This window comes from Christensenella minuta (genome assembly GCF_003628755.1).
Classification (GTDB): Bacteria; Bacillota; Clostridia; order Christensenellales; family Christensenellaceae; genus Christensenella; species Christensenella minuta.
The window spans coordinates 1,987,479-2,010,343 of sequence record NZ_CP029256.1 but is presented as its reverse complement, the minus strand read 5'-3'; the positions used below and the strand labels follow the sequence as shown (position 1 = coordinate 2,010,343).

20 protein-coding genes and 1 riboswitch are annotated in these 22,865 nt (G+C 55.8%); of the genes, 15 read left to right on the top strand and 5 right to left on the bottom strand.

Features of this window, described 5'->3' with window-relative positions:
* Positions 1 to 22: 22 nt before the first annotated feature.
* On the bottom strand, positions 23 to 1,015 hold the full coding sequence (locus B1H56_RS09475; protein ID WP_066523216.1) for an aldo/keto reductase: 993 nt from the start codon (positions 1,013 to 1,015) through the stop codon (positions 23 to 25).
* 209 nt (positions 1,016 to 1,224) lie between these two features.
* Between B1H56_RS09475 and B1H56_RS09470 the strand changes: the two genes are divergently transcribed.
* From B1H56_RS09470 to B1H56_RS09445, 6 genes are all read left to right on the top strand, one after another.
* Positions 1,225 to 2,691 (top strand): rhamnulokinase, encoded by a 1,467-nt coding sequence (locus tag B1H56_RS09470; RefSeq protein ID WP_066523217.1) that lies wholly within the window; start codon positions 1,225 to 1,227, stop codon positions 2,689 to 2,691.
* 322 nt (positions 2,692 to 3,013) lie between these two features.
* Positions 3,014 to 3,766 carry an ABC transporter ATP-binding protein gene (locus tag B1H56_RS09465; RefSeq protein WP_082771007.1) on the top strand — a complete coding sequence of 251 codons (753 nt, stop codon included), beginning with the start codon at positions 3,014 to 3,016 and terminating at the stop codon, positions 3,764 to 3,766.
* Positions 3,763 to 5,439: a COG1361 S-layer family protein gene (locus tag B1H56_RS09460; RefSeq protein ID WP_066523218.1), complete on the top strand. Its 1,677-nt coding sequence runs from the start codon at positions 3,763 to 3,765 to the stop codon at positions 5,437 to 5,439. The genes B1H56_RS09465 and B1H56_RS09460 overlap by 4 nt, the downstream gene beginning before the upstream one ends.
* On the top strand, positions 5,426 to 6,775 hold the full coding sequence (locus B1H56_RS09455) for an ABC transporter permease (protein WP_066523219.1): 1,350 nt from the start codon (positions 5,426 to 5,428) through the stop codon (positions 6,773 to 6,775). The genes B1H56_RS09460 and B1H56_RS09455 overlap by 14 nt, the downstream gene beginning before the upstream one ends.
* Positions 6,776 to 6,921: 146 nt before the next feature.
* On the top strand, positions 6,922 to 7,962 hold the full coding sequence (locus tag B1H56_RS09450) for an NAD(P)H-dependent amine dehydrogenase family protein (protein ID WP_066523220.1): 1,041 nt from the start codon (positions 6,922 to 6,924) through the stop codon (positions 7,960 to 7,962).
* 136 nt (positions 7,963 to 8,098) lie between these two features.
* Complete coding sequence (locus tag B1H56_RS09445; protein ID WP_066523221.1) at positions 8,099 to 9,892, top strand: autotransporter outer membrane beta-barrel domain-containing protein; 1,794 nt, start codon at positions 8,099 to 8,101, stop codon at positions 9,890 to 9,892.
* A 58-nt stretch (positions 9,893 to 9,950) separates the two neighbouring features.
* Here B1H56_RS09445 and B1H56_RS09440 read toward each other — a convergent pair whose 3' ends face one another.
* The 3 genes from B1H56_RS09440 to B1H56_RS09430 are packed head-to-tail and all read right to left on the bottom strand — an operon-like array spanning position 9,951 to position 11,812.
* On the bottom strand, positions 9,951 to 10,280 hold the full coding sequence (locus B1H56_RS09440; RefSeq protein WP_066523222.1) for a cupin domain-containing protein: 330 nt from the start codon (positions 10,278 to 10,280) through the stop codon (positions 9,951 to 9,953).
* A gap of 3 nt (positions 10,281 to 10,283) precedes the next feature.
* A complete protein-coding gene (locus B1H56_RS09435; RefSeq protein WP_066523223.1) occupies positions 10,284 to 10,652 on the bottom strand; it encodes an MmcQ/YjbR family DNA-binding protein in 369 nt (122 codons plus the stop codon).
* Positions 10,649 to 11,812, bottom strand: coding sequence for an aminotransferase class I/II-fold pyridoxal phosphate-dependent enzyme (locus tag B1H56_RS09430; protein WP_066523224.1), 1,164 nt, complete (start codon positions 11,810 to 11,812; stop codon positions 10,649 to 10,651). Before B1H56_RS09430 ends, B1H56_RS09435 begins: the two co-directional genes overlap by 4 nt.
* Positions 11,813 to 11,958: 146 nt before the next feature.
* Positions 11,959 to 12,118, top strand: a riboswitch (M-box (ykoK) riboswitch).
* Between the two features lie 193 nt (positions 12,119 to 12,311).
* On the opposite strand from B1H56_RS09430, the gene mgtA reads away from it, so the two are divergent.
* The 9 genes from mgtA (at position 12,312) to B1H56_RS14575 (ending at position 22,625) form a co-directional block, all read left to right on the top strand.
* Entirely contained in the window at positions 12,312 to 14,993 is a 2,682-nt protein-coding gene (gene mgtA / locus B1H56_RS09425) for a magnesium-translocating P-type ATPase (protein ID WP_066523225.1), read from the top strand.
* A gap of 273 nt (positions 14,994 to 15,266) precedes the next feature.
* The gene (locus B1H56_RS09420) at positions 15,267 to 15,512 is read left to right on the top strand and encodes a hypothetical protein (RefSeq protein ID WP_162938987.1); all 246 of its coding nucleotides are present in this window, start codon (positions 15,267 to 15,269) and stop codon (positions 15,510 to 15,512) included.
* A complete protein-coding gene (locus B1H56_RS09415) occupies positions 15,513 to 18,728 on the top strand; it encodes a UvrD-helicase domain-containing protein (RefSeq protein ID WP_121418995.1) in 3,216 nt (1,071 codons plus the stop codon). It begins immediately after the preceding gene.
* A gap of 94 nt (positions 18,729 to 18,822) precedes the next feature.
* Complete coding sequence (locus tag B1H56_RS09410) at positions 18,823 to 19,260, top strand: LytTR family DNA-binding domain-containing protein (protein WP_066523228.1); 438 nt, start codon at positions 18,823 to 18,825, stop codon at positions 19,258 to 19,260.
* A 14-nt stretch (positions 19,261 to 19,274) separates the two neighbouring features.
* Positions 19,275 to 19,682 carry a DUF3021 family protein gene (locus tag B1H56_RS09405; protein ID WP_066523229.1) on the top strand — a complete coding sequence of 136 codons (408 nt, stop codon included), beginning with the start codon at positions 19,275 to 19,277 and terminating at the stop codon, positions 19,680 to 19,682.
* 119 nt (positions 19,683 to 19,801) lie between these two features.
* Positions 19,802 to 20,503, top strand: coding sequence for a DUF554 domain-containing protein (locus B1H56_RS09400; protein WP_066523230.1), 702 nt, complete (start codon positions 19,802 to 19,804; stop codon positions 20,501 to 20,503).
* Between the two features lie 117 nt (positions 20,504 to 20,620).
* Positions 20,621 to 21,535 carry an ABC transporter ATP-binding protein gene (locus tag B1H56_RS09395; RefSeq protein WP_066523231.1) on the top strand — a complete coding sequence of 305 codons (915 nt, stop codon included), beginning with the start codon at positions 20,621 to 20,623 and terminating at the stop codon, positions 21,533 to 21,535.
* A 2-nt stretch (positions 21,536 to 21,537) separates the two neighbouring features.
* The gene (locus B1H56_RS09390; protein WP_066523232.1) at positions 21,538 to 22,392 is read left to right on the top strand and encodes an ABC transporter permease; all 855 of its coding nucleotides are present in this window, start codon (positions 21,538 to 21,540) and stop codon (positions 22,390 to 22,392) included.
* A 26-nt stretch (positions 22,393 to 22,418) separates the two neighbouring features.
* Positions 22,419 to 22,625 (top strand): hypothetical protein, encoded by a 207-nt coding sequence (locus tag B1H56_RS14575; protein ID WP_162938986.1) that lies wholly within the window; start codon positions 22,419 to 22,421, stop codon positions 22,623 to 22,625.
* Here B1H56_RS14575 and B1H56_RS09385 read toward each other — a convergent pair.
* Complete coding sequence (locus B1H56_RS09385) at positions 22,606 to 22,839, bottom strand: acyl carrier protein (RefSeq protein WP_066523233.1); 234 nt, start codon at positions 22,837 to 22,839, stop codon at positions 22,606 to 22,608. The two genes, B1H56_RS14575 and B1H56_RS09385, sit on opposite strands and share 20 nt — an antisense overlap.
* Between the last annotated feature and the right edge of the window lie 26 nt (positions 22,840 to 22,865).

Sequence of the window (22,865 nt, the reverse complement as noted above, 5' to 3'; positions counted from 1 at the left end):
ATGTGCGGAAAGCCGAAGCCGTTCAGTGCACCGCCCGCGGCCCTTTATAGGGGCGCGTAAAGGGCATGAAAAACGATTCCTCGAATGGGCGGAAGGGTACCATCCGGTAAATTTCACCGATACGCCTGAGCACATCCTGCGGCAGCGGGCCCCTGTGGTACGACTCAAGGTTCCGCTGCACATTCTTCACCTTGCCCGCGCCCGTTACGACGGCGTGGATATCCGGATTTGAAAATGCAAACCGCATCGCAAGGTCTGCGATATCGATCTTCAAATCGTCGCACAGCTCGTATAATTTCAGGTATTGCTGCTGGCGGGGCTTTGAAAGCCATGCCGGCTTTGCCCTTACCTGTTCGTCGTAGCGCTTCGCGAGCGCGCCCTGCTGGAGCGCGGAGCCAAGCAAAATCCCCATATTCTGCTTTTTCGCCGCGGGGATTACCTCGATGGCCGCCTCCTGCCACAAAAGGCTGTAGTTGAAGGCAGTCAGTATCACATCGAAAAAGCCGCTTTCGATGATCGGCACGATCTCATATGCCGTCGTCCCGCCGATGCCCGTATATTTGATAACGCCTTGGCTTTTCAGGTCGGACAGCACATCCATGACCGGCCCATAATACGCTTCAGGATGATTAAGGTCCTGCGGGCGTTCCCACCAGTCGTATTGATACGGACGGTCGGGCTCATGCACCATCCAGATATCGATCTTATCGCGTTTCAAGCGGGAGAGGCTGTTTTCCACGGCACGCATCAGGCAGTCCCGGTCCTGCGGCAAAAAAGGCTGCGGGTCGTTGCTGAATTTAGTAGATACAAACAACTCGCCCCTGATCTCCGGGAGAATCGTGCCAAGGACCTCCTCGCTGTTCCCGTAGGCGGGCGCGGTATCGATGAGGTTCACGCCATGATCCACCGCAAGCTGCAGCGCGGCGGCAAATTCCTCGCGGGGTGTGCGCACGTCTCCGCCCATTACCATCCGGCTTATCTTCAGATCCGTTCTGCCGAGCTTTACATAGTCCATGATCTTTCCTCCGTCCTCTCAGGCTGGGTGATGATTATATTTTTATTATCTCACAAACGAAACGTGACATCAATTCCGGGAAAAACAAAAAAACCGCATATCCAAACAAAGAGTGTTGAAAATTTACAAAAATTTGTTGTTTTCTTCATTGATTCCGATTCTTATTTTCAGTATAGTTAATATAATAGAAATAGTAAAGGGGAAAGAGCATGAGCAGAATTTTAGCATTCGATTTCGGCGCTTCCAGCGGCCGTGCAATGATCGCCCAGTATGCGGATGGAAAAATTACAATGGAAGAACTCCACCGCTTCACCAATGATCCGGTTTCGCTGAACGGGACGCTTTTCTGGGATGCGCTGCGCCTGTTTTACAATATCAAGCAGGGCATCAGCAAGGCGGCGCTTGCGGGAGGCTTCGATATGATCGGCATCGACACATGGGGCGTCGATTTTGGCTTGATCGGGGAAGACGGCCAGCTTGTCCAGAACCCTGTTCATTACCGCGACGGGCGGTCGGAACAGCCGTTTGAGGAATTCATGAAGCGGATTGATCCGGACGAGCTGTATCAGACGGCGGGCCTGCAGCATCTAGCCATCAACACGCTTTACCAACTGCTTTACCTGAAGGAGCAGAAGCCCGAGCTTCTGGCGGCGACGAAAAAAATACTCTTTACGCCGGATCTTTACAACTATTTCCTTACGGGGGAAATGCATACGGAATACACCATTGCGTCCACATCTGAAATGCTGGATGCGAAAAGCAGGGACTGGAGTGAAAAGGTGCTGGAGCTTTCGGGCATTCTGCGCGAAAAATTATGTGATATCGTCCAGCCGGGAACCGAGTGCGGCCTGCTGCGCGACGACATCTGCGAAGAACTTGGCGCCCCCAAAGCCAAAGTGATGTGTACTGCCGGCCACGACACTGCGGCGGCGGTCGCGGCGACCCCCACGCAGGAAGATGATTTTATTTTCATCAGCTGCGGTACATGGAGCCTGCTTGGCACCGAGCTGCACGAACCCTGCATCAACGAAAAGGCAGCGGGATACAACTTCGCGAACGAGGGCGGGGTGGAAGGCACTTACCGTTTCCTGAAAAATATAATGGGTACGTGGCCGATCCAGGAGTCCCGCCGCCAGTGGATCCGCGAGGGCAAGGAGTTCGGCTTTGGAGAGCTGGAGCAGATGGCGAAAGAATGCACGCCGTTCCGTAGCCTGATCGATGTGGACAGCCCGGAATTTGGAAAGCCTGGAAACCTGCCCAGGCGTATCCGCGCCTACTGCGAAAAGACGGGGCAGCCTGTTCCGCAGACGGAAGGCGAAATCATCCGCTGCATCGACGAAAGCCTGGCCATGAAGTTTCATTACAGCATCAAACGCCTCGCGGAATGCACGGGCAAAAAATACGGTACGGTGCATATCCTTGGGGGCGGCACAAAGAGCGCGCTTCTGTGCCAGATGACGGCCAATGCGACAGGCATGACCGTAATTGCCGGACCGGACGAGGCAACCGGGCTTGGTAACATCGTAGTACAGCTCATTGCCGCGGGTGAAATCAAGGACATCAAAGAGGCGCGCCGCGTGGTGGCCGCGTCCTGTGCGCCGAAGACGTATACCCCCCGGGATACGGCGGAATGGGCTGCGCAGTACCAATCGTTCGTCAAGATCATCGAGGGCTGAAACAGCGCCGTTCGCTTGAGAACCGAGCCTGCCGTATACTTAGAACGGAAACCGCAGGACTATAAAATTAGAGAAGGGAAACGCATCCGCGTTTCCCTTCTCTATATTCTGCGGAGGACGGTTCGCGGCCTTCCGCCGTCCCGATAATAATTTTTAAAAAACCATATTATTTGTAAGAATTTATTCATAAAGTGCCGCCCAACGGAAAGATTCTTTATGCTATAATGAAAGACGTAGGTTAGGGGTGGGATCTTTGCCGTTTCCCCTTCACTTCGTGCAGGGCTTTTTTATGCCCGAAAGACGCCATTTTTGGAGGAAGTCTTTGGAACCGATCATTGCAGCCAGGAATCTGAAAAAAATATACCGCATGGGCAGTGCAAAAATACATGCACTGGACGGTGTGGACATTGATGTGATGCCCGGAGAGGTGTGCGCGATTCTCGGCACCTCGGGCAGCGGAAAATCGACGCTGCTTTCCCTGCTTGCAGGGCTTGAACATCCGACCGCGGGCAGGATTTTTATCAAGAAAAAACCGACTTATAAAATGAATGAAAGCGAATTGGTGGATTTCCGTTTGAAGCATATCGGCTTCGTCTTCCAATCGTTCAACCTGATGCCCACCATGACGGCGGTGGAAAACGTGGCGCTGCCCTTGATGTTCCGGGGCGTGCCGCGCGCCAGGCGCATGGAAGCGGCAAAAAAACTGCTTGTGGAAATGGGCCTCAGGCAGCAGCTTAAAAATCTTCCAAACCAGCTGTCAGGCGGCCAGCAGCAACGCGTATCGATCGCGCGCGCCATTATCGCAAAGCCGGAGATTATCTTTGCGGACGAACCGACGGGCAACCTCGATTCGGTGACCGCGGAACAGATTATGGACATTATGTGCGGACAGGCAAAAAAACGCGGCGCGACCCTCCTGTTCGTGACGCACGATCCAGCCAAGGCGGAATATGCCGACCAGGTTATTCATATCATAGACGGGAAAGTGGCGAAACGCGAAACGCACGGACCTGCCGAAATAAGTACCGAAGAGATCATACAGGCGGAATTAGGAATACAGGGAGAGGAAAAATGAAGAAACGGATCACAATTATCGCACTCATCGTTATACTCGCGTTTTCGTTTGCGCTGCCAACCGCATTTGCTGCGGATATGCGCGGAACGGCGCTCCGGATCGACGGCAAAAGTCAATACGGGGGCATGAACGCCTCCTATCAGGAGGGATATAGCCCCGCCGTATCCGGGGGAACGGCGCGCATTCTCCTTCCGCTGGTCCCCGGCCCGGGAACAGAACAGGTGAAAAATGGGGAACAGGTCAATATTTCGGTTGGCCTCGGCGATCCCAAGACCGCTCCCTTTATATTCAATAATTACGATACGGCCGTATCCCTTAAGGAAAATAAGCTGGCCGACGGGAAAACAAAGGAGTCTTATTTGGTGGACCTCAGCCTGCCGCTTGCGGAAAACAGGGTGAATGGGAACTATCCGGTTGTCGTCACCGCGAAATACCCGCTTATGGACGGCACTGTTAAAACGCAGGAGTTTACGGTATTCGTCAAGGTAACGGACGGGCAAGACCCCTCTGAGCCGACGGCCGAACCAAGTGGGGAGCCGTCCGGTCAGCCGACGGAAGACCCGGGAACAGACCCGGGAACAGACCCGGGGATCGATCCCGGCGCGGGCGGCGGTGGCGGGGGGAGCGGAGTGAGTTCTCAGCCCAAGGTCATCATCAGCAATTACGAGATCAGTCCCGATCCGGTCAACGCGGGTGAAAAGTTTACCGTAAAGGTGACGCTTACCAACACGAGCAAATCGACGAGCGTCAAAAACATCACAGTCACCTTCAAAAGCCAGACGACCGATCTGATGCCCGGCGACAATACCAATACGGCGTATATTGAAAAGATCGGCCCGAAGAAAACGGCGGATTTCAGCTTCACGATGGAAGCGCGCGCCGACGCCAAAGCGGGGCCGCAGAAGATCGATATCGCCATCGCCTACGAAGACAGCCAGGCGGCGCAGCTTACGGCGGCGGATGAGATCAGCGTGGAGGTGCACCAGAAGATCCGTCTTGAATATGATCCGCCGAAATTCCCATCGGAAGTCTATATGGGCGATACCACCTCCGCGAGCCTCAATTTATACAACAAGGGAAAAAACACCCTTTATAATGTAACGGTCGTGCTTGACGTTCCCGGTCTTACGCCGGAATCGAGCGCTTTTCTTGGAAATATGGAATCCGGCACGGCGAAGACGGCGGATATCTATGCGTCCGTTGCCCAGGACCCGAATGCGGGGATGGGCGGCATGAGCGGCGCGGAAACCGGGAATGCCGAAGTGGCTCCCGCGGCGGACGGCGCAATAACCGGCGGTGCGGATGGACCGGACTCGATTGTTGTATCGGGGGAAAGCGGCACGGTGCAGGCTGTAGGCGGCGCAGGCGCGGAAGATGCCGTCCAGCCCGGTCCGGTGGAAGGAAATTTTGTCGTCACTTATGAAGACGAGTACGGCGAAGAATACGAGATGAAGGTGCCGGTTGAAACAGTCCTCACGCCTATGCCGGATTATGGCGGCATGGATCCCGGCGAAGAGCTCCCGCCGGAGGAGCCAGCAGGTTTCCCGTGGTGGGGCTGGGGGATCACCGCAGGCGCTGCGGCAGCCGTGGCCATTGTAATTGTGGTAAAAAGGAAAAGAAAAAAACGCGCGCAGGAGCTTTCGGAGGACCTCGAAGACGATGACATTTATTGATATTGTTCTTCTTGCGGCATCCAATCTGTGGCGGCGCAAGATGCGGACCATACTGACCGTCCTCGGCGTGATTATCGGAACGGCGTGCATTGTTATCATGGTGGCGCTCGGTCTCGGGAACCTTGAGCAGTTCAACCAGAGCATCATGCAGAGTACGGACCTTACGCGGATCGAGATATCCCCCATGGGCTCGGGGGAAAACGCCAAGCTTACGGATGCCAAGCTGAACCAGATACGGGCCATTCCGGGGGTGAAAAACGCGAGCGGCCTGATGAGCATCCCCTCGTATATTGTGATGGGAAAATATAAGGCGGATACCTATATTTATGCGGTTGACCCGCAAACTATGGATTTTAAATTCATGGAGGGAAATGTCTTCTCGGACAGCCCTAACGTGGAGCTTATCGTGGGCGCGAACGCCCGGCAGTATTTCCAGGACCCGAATGCCTCCGGAGGCATGATGGGCGGCGTGATGATGGCTGGCGGCTACGCGGTCGCCGTGGCCGACGACGGCGAATACCAGGAACCGGCCGGGCCGGATGTAGACTGGGTAGGGACGAACGTGAAGTATTACCCGGGCAGCGGATACCTGATCGAAAATCCAGACCCATCCACCCCTGACCAGCCGGCGCCCAAGGAATACCGCGGAAAAATTACGGGCATTCTTAAGCAGTCGGACAGTCAGGAGAGCTATAATATCTATATGAGTATTCCCGCCGCCAATATGCTTATCCGCGAAAACCGCAAGCTGATGGACCAGGCAGGAATCAAAGAAGGACAATATTCGCAGGGCTATGTGAACGCGGTGGATGTTGACGCGGTGGAAGACATCCTCAAGGCGGTCAAGGAAATGGGATTCCAGGCCTACAGCCCCACCGAATGGATCACCCAGATGCAGGAGGAACAGGCGCGCCAGCAGTCGCAGCTCATCGCCATCGGCCTCATCTCCCTGCTGGTATCGGCGATCGGTATCGCCAATACCATGCTCGCGAGCATCCTTGAACGGGCGCGGGAGATCGGCGTAATGAAGGTTATCGGCCTTTCCATTCGCAAGATCAACCTGATGTTCCTCGTGGAGGCGGCAATGATCGGCCTTATAGGAGGGCTGATCGGCCTCGGGGTCAGCTATATCTTCGGCGCGGCCGCAAATTTCGGCGGCAGCGAGATCAGCTTCCTCGGCATGTATTTCCAGAACGGGGTACAGCTTTCCATCCCGTGGTGGCTCAGCCTCGGCGCGATTGCGATCGCCGTAGGCGTCGGCATTGTGTCCGGCATTTATCCTGCATGGAAGGCAACGAAGATGAGTCCGCTTGAAGCGATCCGCAGTTCCAGCTAAAGTGAAAAGCAGCGCCCGGCGATCCCGCCGGGCGCTTTTGATTAAAAAAAGGTTTGAGGTGTCTTATGGGTGGTATATTGATAGTATCCAGGGGGAAAACAACACAAGCGGACATCGGTGGAAATTTTTGAAAAGAGGGAGAAAATATGTATCAGCAAAAAATTCGTGCCGTACAATATGGCTGCGGAAAAATGGCAAAGTATACGGTTCGGTATTTGTATGAGAAGGGCGCGGATATCGTGGGCGCGGTCGATGTGAATCCAGACATCGTTGGCATGGACGTAGGGGAATGGGCAGGCCTTGGCGTGCGCCTCGGCGTTCCGATCCGCAGTGACGCGGATGCTGTCCTAGACGAATGTGATGCGGATATTGCGGTTCTTACACTGTTCAGCTTCATGGACGATATGTATCCGCATATCGAAAAATGCGCCGCGCGCGGCATCAACGTAGTGACGACATGTGAAGAAGCGATCTATCCGTGGACGACCTCGCCCGCCCTTACGAATAAGCTGGACGTCCTCGCCAAGGAAACGGGCTGCACTATTGTGGGCTCGGGGATGCAGGATATCTATTGGGTGAACATGATCGCGGGCGTTGCGGGCGGCGTCCATACTATAGACCGCATCGAAGGAGCGGTCAGCTATAACGTGGAGGATTACGGACTCGCGCTCGCGCAGGCGCACGGCGTAGGACTCACACCGGAAGAATTTGAAAAGCAACTGGCCCACCCGGAAGTTCTCGAACCGAGTTATGTGTGGAATTCCAACGAGGCGCTGTGCGCCAAAATGGGCTGGACGATCAAATCCCAGACGCAAAAGAGCGTACCGTATTTTTACGGTAAAGACCTGTATTCTGAAACCACCGGGGAGACGATCCCGAAGGGCAACTGTATCGGAATGAGCGCGGTCGTCACGACGCAGACGCACCAGGGCCCGGTGATCGAGACCCAGTGTATTGGCAAGGTATACGGGCCGGACGACGGCGATATGTGCGACTGGAAGATTGTCGGCGAACCTGATACGGAGTTTCACGTGGTCAAACCAGCGACAGTGGAGCACACCTGCGCGACCGTTGTGAACCGTATTCCGACAATCCTGAACGCACCGGCAGGATATGTGACGGTCGACCAGCTTGATCCGCTGGAATACCTCTCCTATCCGATCCATATGTATACGGAAGAATGGTAAATTATGCGCAAAACGCCCACGGGGAATTTCCCCGCGGGCGTTTTTTGGCGTTTACAGATTTTTCATCCTTTCACCACACAGCCTTCACGTTACGCTTCCATAATGGGACCAGACCAAGAAAGGAGCAACAACTGGTATGAAAAAAATATTAACGGTCCTGCTGTGCGCGGTTCTGGCGATGGGGTTTACCGCCTGTGCGCAGCAGGCGGCGGAGACTTCGTCCGCTGCCCCGGCGGAGGAAACGGGCGCGCAGGTTCAGGATGACGCGATATATGGGAAGGTAACCGCGGTAAGCGGGAATGAAGCGACGATTGCCCTCGGGACGGTGACAGGCGGAATGAGTGGCGGCACACCGCCCGATCTGGAAAGCGGAGAAATGCCGTCGGGGGAGGCGCCGGATATGCCAAGCGGTGAAGCGCCGTCCGAAGACGCAGGAAACGGCGGCACACCACCTGATCTGGGCGAAGGCGGCCCCGGCGGGGCGGGCGGCTTTACCGCGGATGAAGACGGAACGGAAATCACCGTCGACCTTACTGCGGTCACCATCACAAAACAGGACGGCGGCAGCGAGACAGAGGCGTCGCCCGCCGGCCTTACGGAAGGTACGGTTGTTAAGATGGAAGGATCGGGCGAAAGCGAATCCTTTGTTCCCACGACCCTTGAGATTATAAATGCCGGCGGCGCGGGCGGCCCCGGCGGGGATTTGAGCGGCTCGGAGACGGGAAGTATCGAGCTTGCGGGCGTATTTACGGTGGACGGCACCAGCGGGACCTCGGACGGCGAAGAAATTGCTTCCTCGTCTGCAGACGAAAATACCGTACTCGTAAAAAACGGCGGCAGCCTGATCCTCGAAAATGGGACGCTCGATAAAACGGGCGATACGTCGAGTACGGATGAAAGTAATTTTTATGCGGTAAACGCCGTATTCGCGGCGGCAGGCGGCAGCACAGCCGAGATTTCGGATACGGTATTGACTTCCTCGGCGGAAGGCTCGAACGCCATCTTTGCAACGGGTGAGGACTCCACGGTCACGGCGGATAACGTCACCATCCATACGACCGGGAATTCCTCCCGCGGCCTTGACGCCACCTATGGCGGAACGGTCAACGCCACAAATGTAGATATTACGACGCAAGGTGCGCATTGTGCGCCCATCGCTACAGACCGCGGCGAAGGAACCATCACGGTAAACACCGGAACGGTCTTCGCGGCGGGCGACGGCAGCCCATGCATCTATTCGACGGGGGACATCACGGTAAATAGCCTCACGGGAACGGCGGCAGGCAGCCAGGCGGCAGTGGTGGAAGGAAAGAACTCCATCACCATGACGGATACGGACCTCACCGGGGCGGGGGAAAACGGTATCATGCTCTATCAGAGCACCTCCGGCGACGCGGCAGAGGGGACCGCACGCTTTGAAGCGGCGGACAGCAGGCTCACGACGACGTCGGACGGCCCGATGATCTATGTGACCAATACGCAGGCGGAGGCGTTCTTTGAAAATACGGAACTCGTCTTCACAAGCGGCGTCCTTGCGAATGTGGCGGGCAACGAGACCAATAACTGGGGCACGCCCGGCTCAAATGGCGGGCAGTTTACCCTGACGGGTATAAACCAGGTTTTTGAAGGCGACGTGACGTGCGACGAGATCAGCACCTTTGCGCTTTCACTTACGCAGGGCAGCACCTTTACAGGCGCGGTCAACACGGAGAACACCGCGCAGGCGGCGGCGGTATCCCTCGATGCGGACAGCGCATGGACGCTGACCGGAGACAGCTATGTGACGGTCCTCACAAATGCGGACGAGACGTGCGCAAATATTGTGAGCGGAGGGCATAACCTGTATTACGATGCGGACGCGGCAGGAAACGAATGGCTCGGCGCACAGACAATCGCCCTCGCGGGCGGCGGCAGCCTGATGCCGGCATAACGGATTCACACGCGGAAAAAAGACAAAAAAAGAGGCGCGGAAGCGCCTCTTTTGCTTGTTATTGCTGCGGGACGACTGCAAAAAAGACCAACGCCTCGGCGCCGTCCGCCGTAAGGCTGTGCGTATGTCCCTTCGGGCAATAGTGGCACATACCGGGCGTCAGGGCTTCCGTGGCTCCGCCGCAAAACGCCTTTCCTGTTCCCGAAAGGATGAAAATAATTTCACTGCCCGTTTCATGGGTGTGCGGACCGATCGACGCGCCGGGCGCAAGCCGTCCGCGCATGATACGGTTGCTTTCGTCCGCAAACATCCGCGCATAAGTGGATTGCGTGCCGCCATAGAAGTTTTTGATCTCCGTTTCGTCCAGTTGTTCAAAATCGATCAGCATATTCTATTCCTTCCCGTTTTCGATCTCGCTCCGTTTTTTTTTCGATAATGCGCAAAGGCCGGCTTCATACGCTTTATCTGCCATTTCGCGCACAGTTTCTTCGGGGACGCGGCTTTCAAGGTACAGCGAATTCCAATGCACCTTATTCATATAATAGCCGGGAACGACCGCGCCGGGATACTGCCTTCGCAGGAAATCCCCCAGCGAAGGCTCGAGTTTCATCGTAAAAATAGGTCTTTTGTTCCTGTCGCCGCCTTGCATGGCAAACATTTTTCCGCCTACGAAATAACGGGTGGCTTGCCATTCGGGTTGGTAGTCTGTGGTCACGCCCGCTTTCTGGAGCAAATAACCGCCGAGCCATCCATAACTCATCGGATCATTCCGCTTTCACGGATCAGGCACACCGCACGCTCGATGGTGGGCACATCTGCCACCAGTGCAAGCCGCACGAACCCTTCGCCAGCAGGGCCAAAGCTTTCGCCGGGCGTGCAGATCACTCCCGTTTTATCCATTAGCTCAAGCGCGAACTCCCACGACTTTTCATAGCCCTTTGGCAGCGGCGCCCATACGAACATGGTACCCGGGGAATCGGGAACGTCCCAGCCGATGCTCCGCAGGCCGCCGCACAGCGCGTCCCTGCGCTCGCGGTATCCCTTGCGGTTGCGTTCAAGAATATCCTGGGGCCCGTTTAATGCCGCAATAGCCGCCTTTTGCACCGGGAAAGAAATGCCATAATCGATCTGTGAACGCAGGCAGCGGAAGTTGCGGATGATTTCCGTATTGCCCATAGCAAAAGAGATCCGCAGCCCGGTCAGGTTGTAGGATTTGGAGAGGGAATTAAACTCGATTCCCACATCCATCGCTCCCGGAACGGCAAGGAACGACATCCCCGGTTCGCTGTCCATCACAAGCTCGGAATATGCGTTGTCGTGTATCACGATCACGCCATACTTTTTTGCCCATGAGACGAGCTTTTCATAAAAGGCGTAATCCGCGACCGCCGTCACCGGGTTATTGGGATAAGAAACGACGATCATCTTTGCCCGCCGGGCAACATCTTCGGGGATGCTGTCAAAATCAATCAGAAAATTATTTTCCTTTTTTAGCGGCGTATAATAAATTTCCGCCTCCGCCATCCGCGGGCCAAACATAAACACCGGATAGCACGGGTCGGGCGCGATCACAAGGTCGCCGGGATTGCAGATCGGGAGCGCTACATGCGCCATGCCCTCCTGCGTACCATAGACGGACATCACCTGCCGCGGCTCAAGGGAAACGCCGTAGCGGCGGCCGTACCACGCGATCACCGCCTGGATCAGTTCGGGGATATCGGCAAGGGAATATTTGAAGTTACCCGCTATGCCCGCCGCTTCTTTCAGCGCCGCGATTACGTGGTCATCCGGCCTGAAATCGGGCGTACCCACCGAAAGGTTGATGACCTCCATGCCCCGCCGGAGGAGTTCCGCGCGCTTTTCCTCCAGTTTGGAAAAAATATTCAAATCGAACACTTTCATTTTATTCGCAAATTTCATGTTCCGCCTCCGCAAGTTGTGGTTAATTGATATATGGATATCTTACCGCAAACGTGCTGTGCCTGCAAGCGTAATCCTCCGGTATTATCGGGACTAAAGTTGACAACGGCGCGGCGCGCGGGTATACTGGAAACCGGAAATGAATAGTTCGATTTCGGTAGGCGAGGTTACCGCAGGGATACGGATTGCTGCCGCAAAATAGTGGAGACACTATGAGAGGGTCAGCAGTTTATGTCGAAACCAAGGCATAGACTAATGCAATTTCATTGCCCTGCGATGCTGAAGCTTGAACGGTAGCGCGTTTTTTCGTGTGTTTCTGTGGGAACAGTCCCGCTGTTGCGTTCATGCTTCGGCGGGATTTTTTGTTTCTATGATTTGATTGCGAAAGGAAGTGAGAAACGTGGACATGGCGGACCAAAAACCAGACCAGGGCCCAGGAGGGCGGCGCACTGCGTCTCGTTTCTCCGGGTCCGGAACTTCAAACAGGAGGTAAGGACCAATGAACAAAAAAGTAAACGTTGCCCTGCAAACGTGCAGGGCGCAGGAAGTAAAAGAAAGGCTGCTCCTCGCTTCAGGCAAAAGCCAGGACAGCGTTTTGAAACGGTATTCCAATACGTACGGGGGATATGCGCAGGAAGCGGTACGGGATATGCGCGGACGCTTCGGGGAAAACCGCATCACCTACGGCGGAGGCGATTCCCTTTTAAAACGGCTTGTCAAGGCGTTTTTAAATCCGTTTACGATCGTGCTGCTGGTGCTCGCCGTCATCTCGTTTGTGACGGACGTAGTGCTTGCCGAGCCGGGCGAACAGGATGCGCTTGCCGTTATTATCGTGCTTGCGATGGTTGCGGTATCGGGAACACTCCAGTTTGTGCAGGAAACACGCTCGGGCCGGGCGGCGGAAAGGCTTTCAGAACTGGTAGAGACAACTGCCGCCGTGGTGCGCGGGGGCATGGAACAGGAAATTCCGCTTGACGAAATTGTCGTTGGGGATATCGTGCGCCTCGCGGCGGGCGATATGATTCCCGCCGACCTGCGGGTGCTGCAGGCGAAAGACCTGTTTGTGAGCCAATCCTCCCTCACGGGCGAAAGCGAGCCGGTGGAAAAATTTGGACGCACGGTGCGCTCGGGCGGGCCGGACGTGCTCGGGCGGGACAACCTCGCCTTTATGGGCAGCAACGTGGTCAGCGGGTCGGCGGCGGCCATCGTGATCGCCGTAGGCGACGATACGGTGCTTGGTTCCCTCGCGCGGCAGGTGACGGCGCGCAAACCCAAGACCAGCTTTGAAAAGGGCGTGAACTCCGTTTCGTGGGTGCTCATCCGTTTTATGCTGGTGATGGTGCCCATCGTGTTGTTTCTGAACGGTTTTACCAAAGGCGACTGGATGCAGGCGTTTCTCTTCGCCATTTCCGTGGCCGTGGGCCTCACGCCCGAGATGCTGCCCATGATCGTTTCGGCAAACCTCGCGCGGGGCGCGGTGGCAATGTCGAAGGAAAAGGTCATCGTCAAGCAGCTGGGTGCGATCCAGAATTTCGGCGCGATGGATGTGCTGTGCACGGATAAAACGGGAACGCTCACGCAGGACAAGGTGGTGCTCGAATATTCCCTCGATATCCATGGCAAAAAAGATGCGCGCGTGCTGCGCCACGCGTTTCTCAACAGCTATCACCAGACAGGCCTGCGGAACCTGATGGACGTCGCCGTCATGAACCATGCGCAGGATGTGGGGATGGCGGAACTCGCGGAGGATTACCGCAAGGTGGACGAGGTTCCTTTTGATTTCAACCGCCGCCGCATGAGCGTGGTTGTCGCTGATAAAAAGGGAAAAACACAGATCATCACCAAGGGCGCTATCGAAGAGATGCTCGCGGTGAGCGCATATGCGGAATACAAAGGGGAAGTGATCCCGCTTACCGAAGAGGTGCGGCGGGAGATACTTGAGACCGTCGCCGGATATAACGCGGATGGCATGCGGGTCTTGGGAATCGCGCATAGACTGAGCGAGGATACGGGCGGCGCGTTCTCTGTGGATGATGAAACGGATATGGTGCTGATTGGCTACCTTGCTTTCCTCGACCCGCCCAAGGAAAGCACAGCGCGGGCGCTCGAGATGCTGCGAGATTACGGCGTGGACGTGAAGGTGCTGACAGGAGATAACGATGCGGTCACACGCTATATCTGCCGCCAAGTGGGCATCCCGGCAAAGCACGTCCTGCTCGGCGCGGACGTGGAAGAAATGGACGACGCGGCGCTTGAAGCGGCGGCGGAACGGACGCATGTGTTCGCCAAGCTTTCCCCACAGCAAAAGGCGCGGATCGTGCGTGCTCTGCGCGCCTCGGGGCACGCGGTAGGCTTCCTTGGCGACGGCATCAACGACGCGGTCGCCATGAAGGAGGCGGACGTGGGCATTTCGGTGGATACGGCGGTAGACGTTGCCAAGGAATCCGCAGACATTATCCTGCTCGAAAAGGATCTGACGGTGCTCGGGCAGGGCGTGATCGAAGGACGCAAAACGTATGCCAACATCATTAAGTATATTAAGATGACGGCGAGCTCCAACTTTGGGAACATGTTTTCCGTGCTGGCGGCGAGCGCTTTTCTGCCCTTCCTTCCCATGATGCCCGTGCAGATTCTCCTGCTGAATCTGATTTACGACGTTTCGTGCCTTGCCGTTCCGTGGGACAATGTGGACGAGGATTACCTTCGCGTGCCCCGCGCGTGGGACGCTTCCTCCATCAGCAAATTCATGGTATGGATTGGGCCGACGAGCTCGGTGTTCGACATCACGACGTACCTCGCAATGTATTTCCTGCTGTGCCCGATGGTGTTTGGCGGGGCGTACCACACGCTTGGCGAAACGGCGCAGGAGGGCTTTGTCGCGCTGTTCCATGCGGGTTGGTTTGTGGAATCGCTGTGGACGCAGACGCTCGTCATCCACATGATCCGCACGCCGCATACACCGTTTATAAGGAGCCGCGCCTCGTGGCAGCTTTCGCTGCTCACATCCATCGGGATTGCCGTGGGCACGGTCATTCCCTACACGATCGTGGGGCGCGAGCTTGGGATGATGGCGATGCCAGGCAGCTTTTTCCTGCTGCTGTTCGTTACGGTAATCGCATATATGGCGCTCGTGACGGCGCTCAAGAAAATGTTTATCCGAAAGTACGGCGAATTGCTGTAATTACGGATATTTTAAGCGGCGGGAGCGTTCACCGCCGCTTTTTTCGTGGTATAATAAAGTTATTCTATGGAAACGGGGAACCGCCTATGTCTTCTTATTTTTGTGCGGACTGCGCGAAGGGCTACTGCCTCAGGCACGATGCGGAGCATGCGCCGGAGAGCTGCCCTTCCTTTGGAGCGGAAAGCGGCCTTTCCGGGGCATAACCCGCTCGTGCCGGTTTATCTTGCCGGCGGCTTCTATAAAAAGCTGTATACCTTTCCAAAGACCACGGGTATGAAAAATAACGAACATGTAATCATAAAGGAGAGAATTCAGTTGGGAATCCAATTAAAGCAGAATTATGTCAACGAGGAAAACGTGCTGTGCTATAACTGCGTGCACTACGGCGTGCTGACCTTTGCGCCCGGCATGCCGGAAATACGGTCCTGCCAGGTGTACGGGGATATCGATCCCGATATGCTGACGGGCGAGAGGAACAAATGCGATCATTTTGAACCGAGAAAAGGAACGGAATATTAAATGTTTATAGCAGACCTGCATATCCACTCCAAATATTCCCGTGCGACCAGCAGGGAATGCGTGCCTGAGCATCTCGACCTGTGGGCGCGCCGTAAGGGAATCGACCTTCTGGGAACGGGTGACTTTACGCATCCCGCATGGCGGGAGGAACTGAAGCAAAAGCTGGCTCCTGCCGAAGAAGGCCTGTACCGCTTAAAAGAGGAATACCGCCTTGCGGATGAGGTGGGAGGCAATCCCGCATCGCCGCGGTTTATCCTTTCGGGGGAGATCAGCTCTATCTATAAACAGGACGGCAAGGTACGCAAAATCCACAATGTGATCCTGCTGCCCTCGCTCGAGGCGGCAGAGGCGCTGGCGGGGAAGCTCGAGCTCTCGTTCAACCTGCATTCGGACGGACGGCCCATCCTCGGCCTTCCGAGCCGGGACCTGCTTGAGATCACGCTTGATATCTGTCCGGAGGCAGTCTTTATCCCGGCGCATATTTGGACGCCACATTTTTCGCTGTTCGGAGCCTATTCGGGCTTTGACGCCGTCGAAGAATGCTTTAGAGACCTGACGCCGCATATCCATGCGCTCGAAACGGGCCTGTCGTCCGATCCGCCTATGAACTGGCGGCTGTCTGCGCTCGACGGATTCACGATGGTATCCAATTCGGATGCGCATTCTCCCGCGAACCTTGCGCGGGAAGCCAATCTCTTCAATACGGAAATGAGCTATCCCGCCATTGCGGCGGCGCTCGAAAACCATGATACGGATGAATTTTACGGGACGCTCGAGTTTTTCCCGGAGGAAGGGAAATACCATAACGACGGACACCGGAACTGCAAGGTGTGCATGACGCCGGAGGAGACGGCCGCCGCGGGCGGCAAATGCCCGGTCTGCGGGCGGCGCATCACCGTGGGCGTCTACCACCGTGTGGTGGAGCTTGCGGACCGCGCGGAAGGATTTCGGCCGGAAAATGCAAAGCATTTTGAAAGCATCGTGCCGCTGCCCGAGGTGGTAGCTTCGTCGATGGGGCTTACGCCTGCGAGCAAGAAGGTGCGCGCGCAATATCTGGAGCTTATCGGGACGCTCGGTCCGGAGCTTACCATCCTGCGCAAAACGCCGCTCGCGGAAATCGAACGGGCGGCAGGCGTGTGCATCGCGGAGGGAATCCGCCGCCTGCGCTGCGGCGAGGTGGAAATCCATCCGGGCTACGACGGCGAATACGGAAAGATTCTCGTGATGGATAAAAGCGAGGTGCAGGCGCTGTCCGGCCAGCTTTCCCTGCTTGCGAACGAACCCAAAAAGAAACCGGAAAAACATGCGTCCGCGCAGGCGGCACCGCCTAAGGCGGACGAAAGCCCAAAAGAGGCGGCACCCGTGGAAACGGGCGGAAACCCTTACGGCCTCAATGAAGAACAATGGGCAGCCGCATCTGCCCCGGAACGCACGGTCGCCGTGCTGGCGGGGCCGGGTACGGGCAAAACACGTACGCTTGTGTACCGCATCGCATGGCTTGTCGAGCAGTGCGGCGTAGCGCCGGAAGCGATCACGGCCGTCACCTTTACGAATAAAGCCGCAAGCGAAATGCGGGAGAGGCTGGAGACGCAATTCGGCGATAAAAAGGCGGTGCGGGCAATGCACATCGGCACGTTCCACTCCCTTGGGCTCAGCCTGCTGAAAGAATGGGATAAAAATATAACGGTGATCGACGGACAGGAAGCGCAGGCGGTTCTTTCCGAAACGCTTACCGCGTGTAACTGTGTCATGAAACCCCGCGACGCAATACAGGCGGTTTCTAAAATCAAGAACGGCGCGGCGGGCGATATTCCCCAGGTGGTGTACGACGCTTACTGCGCTCGGCTGCGCTCGCTCGGCGTGCTCGACTTCGACGATATCCTGGCCGATACGCTGGAGAAATTCCGTGCTGGCGGCGCAAAGTGCGAAACGCTCTGTCCGCGCTTTGAGCATTTGCTTGTGGACGAATTTCAGGATATCAATCCCGTACAGCTCGAATTGATCCGCGCATGGGGGAAAAAGAGCAAAGGAATTTTTGTGATCGGCGACCCGGACCAATCTATTTACGGCTTCCGCGGTTCGGACGCGCATTGCTTTGAGCGCCTCAAAGAGGACCGGCCTGTACGTGAAATACGCCTGAAAAAGAACTACCGTTCTACGCCCGAAATCATCGGCTGCGCCCTCCCGGTGCTCCGCCGCAGTGAACCTGTGCTGGAAGCGCAGCGGGAAAGCGGTGTAAAAACGCGGCTTTTAGCGGCGGACTCTCCCTTCTCGGAGGCGCTGTTTATTGCGAAGGAAATTAACGCTATGGTGGGCGGGGTCGACATGCTTGCCGCCCATGCGCAGCATAAAAAAAGCGCGGACACCGCTTATGGCCTGTCCGATATTGCCGTGCTTTACCGCACGCACCGGCAGGCGGAGCTGATCGAGGAATGCCTCGTAAAAGAGGGAATCCCCTATGTGGTGCTGGGAAAGGATAATACGCTCACTGACCGCCGCGTGCGCGGCGCGCTCGCGTTTTTCCGCATCCTGTGCGACCCGAAGGACAGCGTTTCCCTCGGGACCTGCCTGCGGGCGGACAGCGTCGCCCCGGCAGTGGCGGAAAAAATATTGGACGCTTACGGACGGAGGAAGCAAACGGCAGCTTCGCTTGTATCTGTTTTGGAGGATGCGGGGGGAACAAAGCTTGCCGGACATTTTGAAACCTGCGCGCCGCTGATGCGCAAGGCTGCTCCTGCGGAGCTTCTCGATCTATGGATTTCAGGGCAAGGATATGGGGAAGAAGCGCCCGCGTGCCTGAAACGCCTGAGGAACATGGCGGTGTTCCATCACCGCATGGCAGACTTTCTAACCGCCCTGACGCTCGGAACGGAAGGCGACCTAAAGCGCAGCGGGCAGAAGGCATATACCGCGGACGCGGTCACGCTGATGACACTGCACGCGGCCAAAGGCCTCGAATTCCCGGCCGTATTCCTGTGCGGCGTAACGGACGGCCTGATTCCCTTCCGCAGGAAGGATGGGGAATGCAGCGAAGGAGAGGAACGCAGGCTGTTTTATGTGGGCATGACCCGCGCACAGGACGAGCTTGTTATGCTCACAAGGCAAGAAGAACGCTCGCCTTTTCTTGCGGATATTCCTTCCGGACTTCTTGCCGAAGGCCCCGCGCATACGCGCAAAAAACCGGCGGGCAGGCAGCTTGGATTTTTTACCAATTGACGGAAGGCCGCGCAAGGAGCAGCAAAAGGGACGCATGCCCCGCAGGCGAATGCGGGACGGTGCGCCGTACAGGCCGTAACGAGGAGGGAATGGGTTGAAACTTCTGATCGACCAGTCGCCGGACAATGAAGAGGTGGAGGTCACCATCAAATGCGGGCTTATCGATCCCGGACTTGAAAAACTGATCGAGCAGATCAGGCTGTATTCCTTTTCCGTCATAGCCAAACGGGACGGAAAGACCTTCCAGATACGGCTCGGGGATGTATTCTATTTTGAGTCGGTGGATAACCGCACCTTCGTTTATACGGAACAAGAGGTCTATGAATGCGGCCTGAAATTATACGAGCTGGAAAGCCAGGTCGCAAAGGCTAATTTTGTGCGCATCAGCAAATCGTGCATCCTGAACGTAATGACGCTCAAAAATGTGCGGGCGCTGCTGAACGGAAAAATGGAGGCGGAGCTTGAGAATGGCGAAAAAGTCATCGTCACACGCCATTATGTAGAAACGCTCAAGCAAAAGCTTGGCCTGTAAGGAGGAAAAGGAAGATGTCGAAATTTAAGTTTTACGTTACCATGAATTGCGTTTCCTTTACCGTACTGATGCTTTTGTTTACGATACTCTCGGTTACGGTGGGGTTTGCGGCCGTGGTGCCGGAAGCGGTGCTGGTCCTGTTCCTGATGACGACGTGTATCGCGGTGATGATTTCTTTTACCGACAGGCTGCCGATCAGCAGCCCGGCGCTGCAGATGATTGTCGACCTGGCCGATATTGTCGCGGTGGTGTTCCTGATCGGCGGGCCCACGGGCTTTATTCCCATGGAAATGCCCTACGTGCCAATTGTTCTCGGGATGATCGGCGTCGTATACCTCGCGACCTTTGGTGTGCTTGTTATCAAAAACAAAGCGGACGCGGAGGATATCAATAAGCAGATCAAAAAAATGAAACGGAAATGACCGGAGCTGCCGGTCCGGCGGGCGGAAGCCCGCCTTTTTATTTGTACTTCCGCTTGACTTCCAAAGCCCGGTATGTTATATTACACCGTCTTTGAAACCATACGAGGGAGGAAACATTCATGCCGGTAGGGGTAATAATCGATTGCCTGTGTATCGTCGCGGGCGGGCTCGCCGGGGCTAAAATAAAGGACAAGGTTCCCCAGCGCATTTCGCAGCCCCTTAATACTGTTTTCGGGATTTGCGCGATTGCCATCGGGGTGATCTCCCTGACAAAGCTGTCTTCCCTTCCGGCCGTGATCCTGTCGCTTATCCTAGGAACGTTGGCGGGGGAATTACTGCGGCTGGACGGCCGGGTCCGCGCCCTGTTTGGGAAAGCGATCTCCCGCATGCATTTTAAGATCGAAGGGGACCGGAAGGAGTACATGAATTTTTACGTGGTTGTGGCGACGGTCTTCTGCGCCAGCGGCACCAATATCTTCGGCGCTTTCACCGAGGGGATGACCGGGGATTTCACGGTGCTTCTTTCCAAGGCCGCGATGGATATTTTCGCGTCCCTTATCTTTGCCACGGCGCTCGGCTCTGCGATCCTTATCATTGTCCTCCCGCAGTTTTTGATCCTTACCGCCTGCTTTTACGCCAGCCGGTTTATCATGCCCCTTATAAGCGAACCGATGTTGGCCGATTTTATTGCCGTCGGCGGGCTGATGACACTTGCGCTTGGCTTTGCCATCGCCAAAATCAAGGACGTCAAGGCTGTTAATATGCTGCCCGCGCTTATCCTTGTTTTCCCGGTGTCCTGCCTGTTCCACCTGTCCCTGTAGCCGGGCGGCTTTTCTGCACTTTAGCATAGAAAAAATGCACCTTGCGCAAAACCGCTTGAAGCGGTCTTTTTTTATTGATAACGTAAACCCTGTAAAAACCGAAAGGACGGGAGAAGCATGACAAAAATTATCACGGTGGAAGGCCTGAAAAAATCCTATGGAAATGTACGGGCTGTCAATGGAATCGACTTTTATGTGGAAAAAGGAGCGCTGTTTGCGTTTTTAGGGCCGAATGGGGCGGGAAAATCGACGACGATCGACATAATATCTACGCAGCTCGCGCCGGATGCGGGGCGGGTCCTGGTGGACGACCGCGAGCTAGGCCGGGAAGACGGGGCCATCCGGGCGGAAATCGGCATCGTTTTCCAGGACAGCGTTCTTGACGCACTGCTTACCGTGCGCGAAAACCTGCTGCTGCGGGGAAGCCTCTATGGAATGGGAAAAGACGCACTCAGGGACGCGGTCACATCCGCGGCGTTTACAGCGGATGTGATGGGGTTTTGGAACCGCCCGTACGGAAAGCTTTCCGGCGGGCAGCGGCGGCGTGCGGATATCGCCCGCGCTCTTGTTAATACGCCGCAAATACTATTCCTTGACGAACCGACAACGGGTCTTGATCCGCAGACCCGCCGCAAGGTATGGGATACGATCCGCCTGCTGCAAAGGGAGCGCGGCATGACAATCTTCCTTACCACGCACTACATGGAAGAGGCGGCGCAGGCGGACTACATCACCATCATGGACCGCGGACGCATTCTTGCCAAGGGAACGCCCGCGGAGCTCAAGGAAAATTATACCCGGGATATGCTTAAGATCACGCCCAAACGGGAAGAGAAGCTTTCCGGCCTCCTGAAGCGGGAAGGGATCGCTTTCCAAAAAACAGGCGGAGATTTTATCATCCGGCTGCGGCACACAGCGGAGGCAATCGGCATTATCGATAAATGCCGGGAAGAGATTGCCGGATTCGAGGTACGGCGGGGAACGATGGACGACGTTTTCCTGAACATTACAGGCGCGGAAGTGAGGAACTGATTATGTGGGCAATGACAAAACGCAACTTAAAAGTATTCTTCAGGGACAGAAGCTCGGTGTTTTTTTCCCTGCTCGCCGTATTTATCATCATCGCGCTGTATGCGGTGTTCCTCGGCGACACGATTACAGGCGGCATGGAAGATGTGGAAGGGATCGACTTTCTGATGAACAGCTGGATCATCGCGGGGATCCTCGCAGTGATCTCCATGACGTCCACGCTGGGCGCGTTCGGCATCATGGTGGAGGACCGCGCGAAAAAGATCGTCAAGGATTTTACGGTGTCCCCCATCGGACGGGGCAGCCTCGCGGGCGGTTATATTTTCTGCGCGTTTGCCGTGGGCGTCATCATGAGCCTGCTTGCGCTGGTTGCCGGCGAGATTTTTATCGTTGCGTCCGGCGGGGAGGTGCTTTCCATGGAGAATATGCTCAAGGTGATCGGCGGGATTTTTCTTTCGGTCCTGTCGTCGAGCTCCATCGTGCTTTTTATCGTCTCGTTTTTCAAAAGCCAGAATGCGTTCGGAACGGCGAGCACTGTCATCGGCACGCTGATCGGCTTTCTTACCGGCGTCTATATTCCCATCGGCAGTCTGCCCGAGGCGGTGCAGGGGATCATCCGGGCGTTTCCGGTCTCTTACTCCGCGTCTTTTTTCCGCACAGTGATGACAGAGCAACCTGCCGCGGTTTCCTTTGCCGGCGCGCCCGAAAGCATGGTGCGGGACTTCGATACGGCGCTTGGCGTGAAATTTGAATTCGGCGGGGAAATGACGACGCCCGCGGCATGTATTGCGGTCATGGTAATTACGGCGGCTGCGTTTTACGCGCTTTCCATCTGGAACCTCTCGAGAAAGAAAAAATAGGGGAAAGCGGATCAAACCTCTTTCGTATGTATGCAGATGATGTCCGTCGTCCGTTTCTGGTTAGGGTTGTCAGCCCTGAAATCACGGCTAAACTTATTTGTATAAGTTTTAAAATGTTGCTGCCGCTGACAGAATGGCCTTGGGCGGCGAAACCTGCCCAGGAAAGATTGTACCTGCGCATGAGACGCAATACGGCTTTTGAGGCTCTTTTCGCTATTTTGCTTTCGCGTTGATATAGTCCACCACATCCTGGACGGTATCGAGGCGCCTTAAATCCTCGTCCGGGATAGAAAGGCGGAAGTGGTCTTCACAGGCGGCAACGGCGTCAAGCAGGGAAAAGGAATCAAGCTCCAGGTCGCTTGTTAAACGCTTTTCCGGCGTAATTTCGCTTATCTCGCACGTAGAATATTCCGCAAGGAGCTTCCGGACTTCCGATAGATCTGTCATACGGCATCCTCCGATCTTCAGCTTGT

Excerpts from the sequence above, each read along its gene's own strand:
- B1H56_RS09450 (WP_066523220.1), top strand. The coding sequence starts at position 6,922 with ATGTATCAGCAAAAAATTCGTGCCGTACAATATGGCTGCGGAAAAATG.
- B1H56_RS09420 (WP_162938987.1), top strand. The coding sequence starts at position 15,267 with ATGAAAAATAACGAACATGTAATCATAAAGGAGAGAATTCAGTTGGGA.
- B1H56_RS09395 (WP_066523231.1), top strand. The coding sequence starts at position 20,621 with ATGACAAAAATTATCACGGTGGAAGGCCTGAAAAAATCCTATGGAAAT.
- mgtA (WP_066523225.1), top strand. The coding sequence starts at position 12,312 with ATGAACAAAAAAGTAAACGTTGCCCTGCAAACGTGCAGGGCGCAGGAA.
- B1H56_RS09470 (WP_066523217.1), top strand. The coding sequence starts at position 1,225 with ATGAGCAGAATTTTAGCATTCGATTTCGGCGCTTCCAGCGGCCGTGCA.
- B1H56_RS09385 (WP_066523233.1), bottom strand. The coding sequence starts at position 22,839 with ATGACAGATCTATCGGAAGTCCGGAAGCTCCTTGCGGAATATTCTACG.
- B1H56_RS09460 (WP_066523218.1), top strand. The coding sequence starts at position 3,763 with ATGAAGAAACGGATCACAATTATCGCACTCATCGTTATACTCGCGTTT.
- B1H56_RS09390 (WP_066523232.1), top strand. The coding sequence starts at position 21,538 with ATGTGGGCAATGACAAAACGCAACTTAAAAGTATTCTTCAGGGACAGA.
- B1H56_RS09445 (WP_066523221.1), top strand. The coding sequence starts at position 8,099 with ATGAAAAAAATATTAACGGTCCTGCTGTGCGCGGTTCTGGCGATGGGG.
- B1H56_RS09415 (WP_121418995.1), top strand. The coding sequence starts at position 15,513 with ATGTTTATAGCAGACCTGCATATCCACTCCAAATATTCCCGTGCGACC.
- B1H56_RS14575 (WP_162938986.1), top strand. The coding sequence starts at position 22,419 with ATGTATGCAGATGATGTCCGTCGTCCGTTTCTGGTTAGGGTTGTCAGC.
- B1H56_RS09405 (WP_066523229.1), top strand. The coding sequence starts at position 19,275 with ATGTCGAAATTTAAGTTTTACGTTACCATGAATTGCGTTTCCTTTACC.
- B1H56_RS09435 (WP_066523223.1), bottom strand. The coding sequence starts at position 10,652 with ATGAGTTATGGATGGCTCGGCGGTTATTTGCTCCAGAAAGCGGGCGTG.
- B1H56_RS09430 (WP_066523224.1), bottom strand. The coding sequence starts at position 11,812 with ATGAAATTTGCGAATAAAATGAAAGTGTTCGATTTGAATATTTTTTCC.
- B1H56_RS09475 (WP_066523216.1), bottom strand. The coding sequence starts at position 1,015 with ATGGACTATGTAAAGCTCGGCAGAACGGATCTGAAGATAAGCCGGATG.
- B1H56_RS09455 (WP_066523219.1), top strand. The coding sequence starts at position 5,426 with ATGACATTTATTGATATTGTTCTTCTTGCGGCATCCAATCTGTGGCGG.
- B1H56_RS09440 (WP_066523222.1), bottom strand. The coding sequence starts at position 10,280 with ATGCTGATCGATTTTGAACAACTGGACGAAACGGAGATCAAAAACTTC.
- B1H56_RS09400 (WP_066523230.1), top strand. The coding sequence starts at position 19,802 with ATGCCGGTAGGGGTAATAATCGATTGCCTGTGTATCGTCGCGGGCGGG.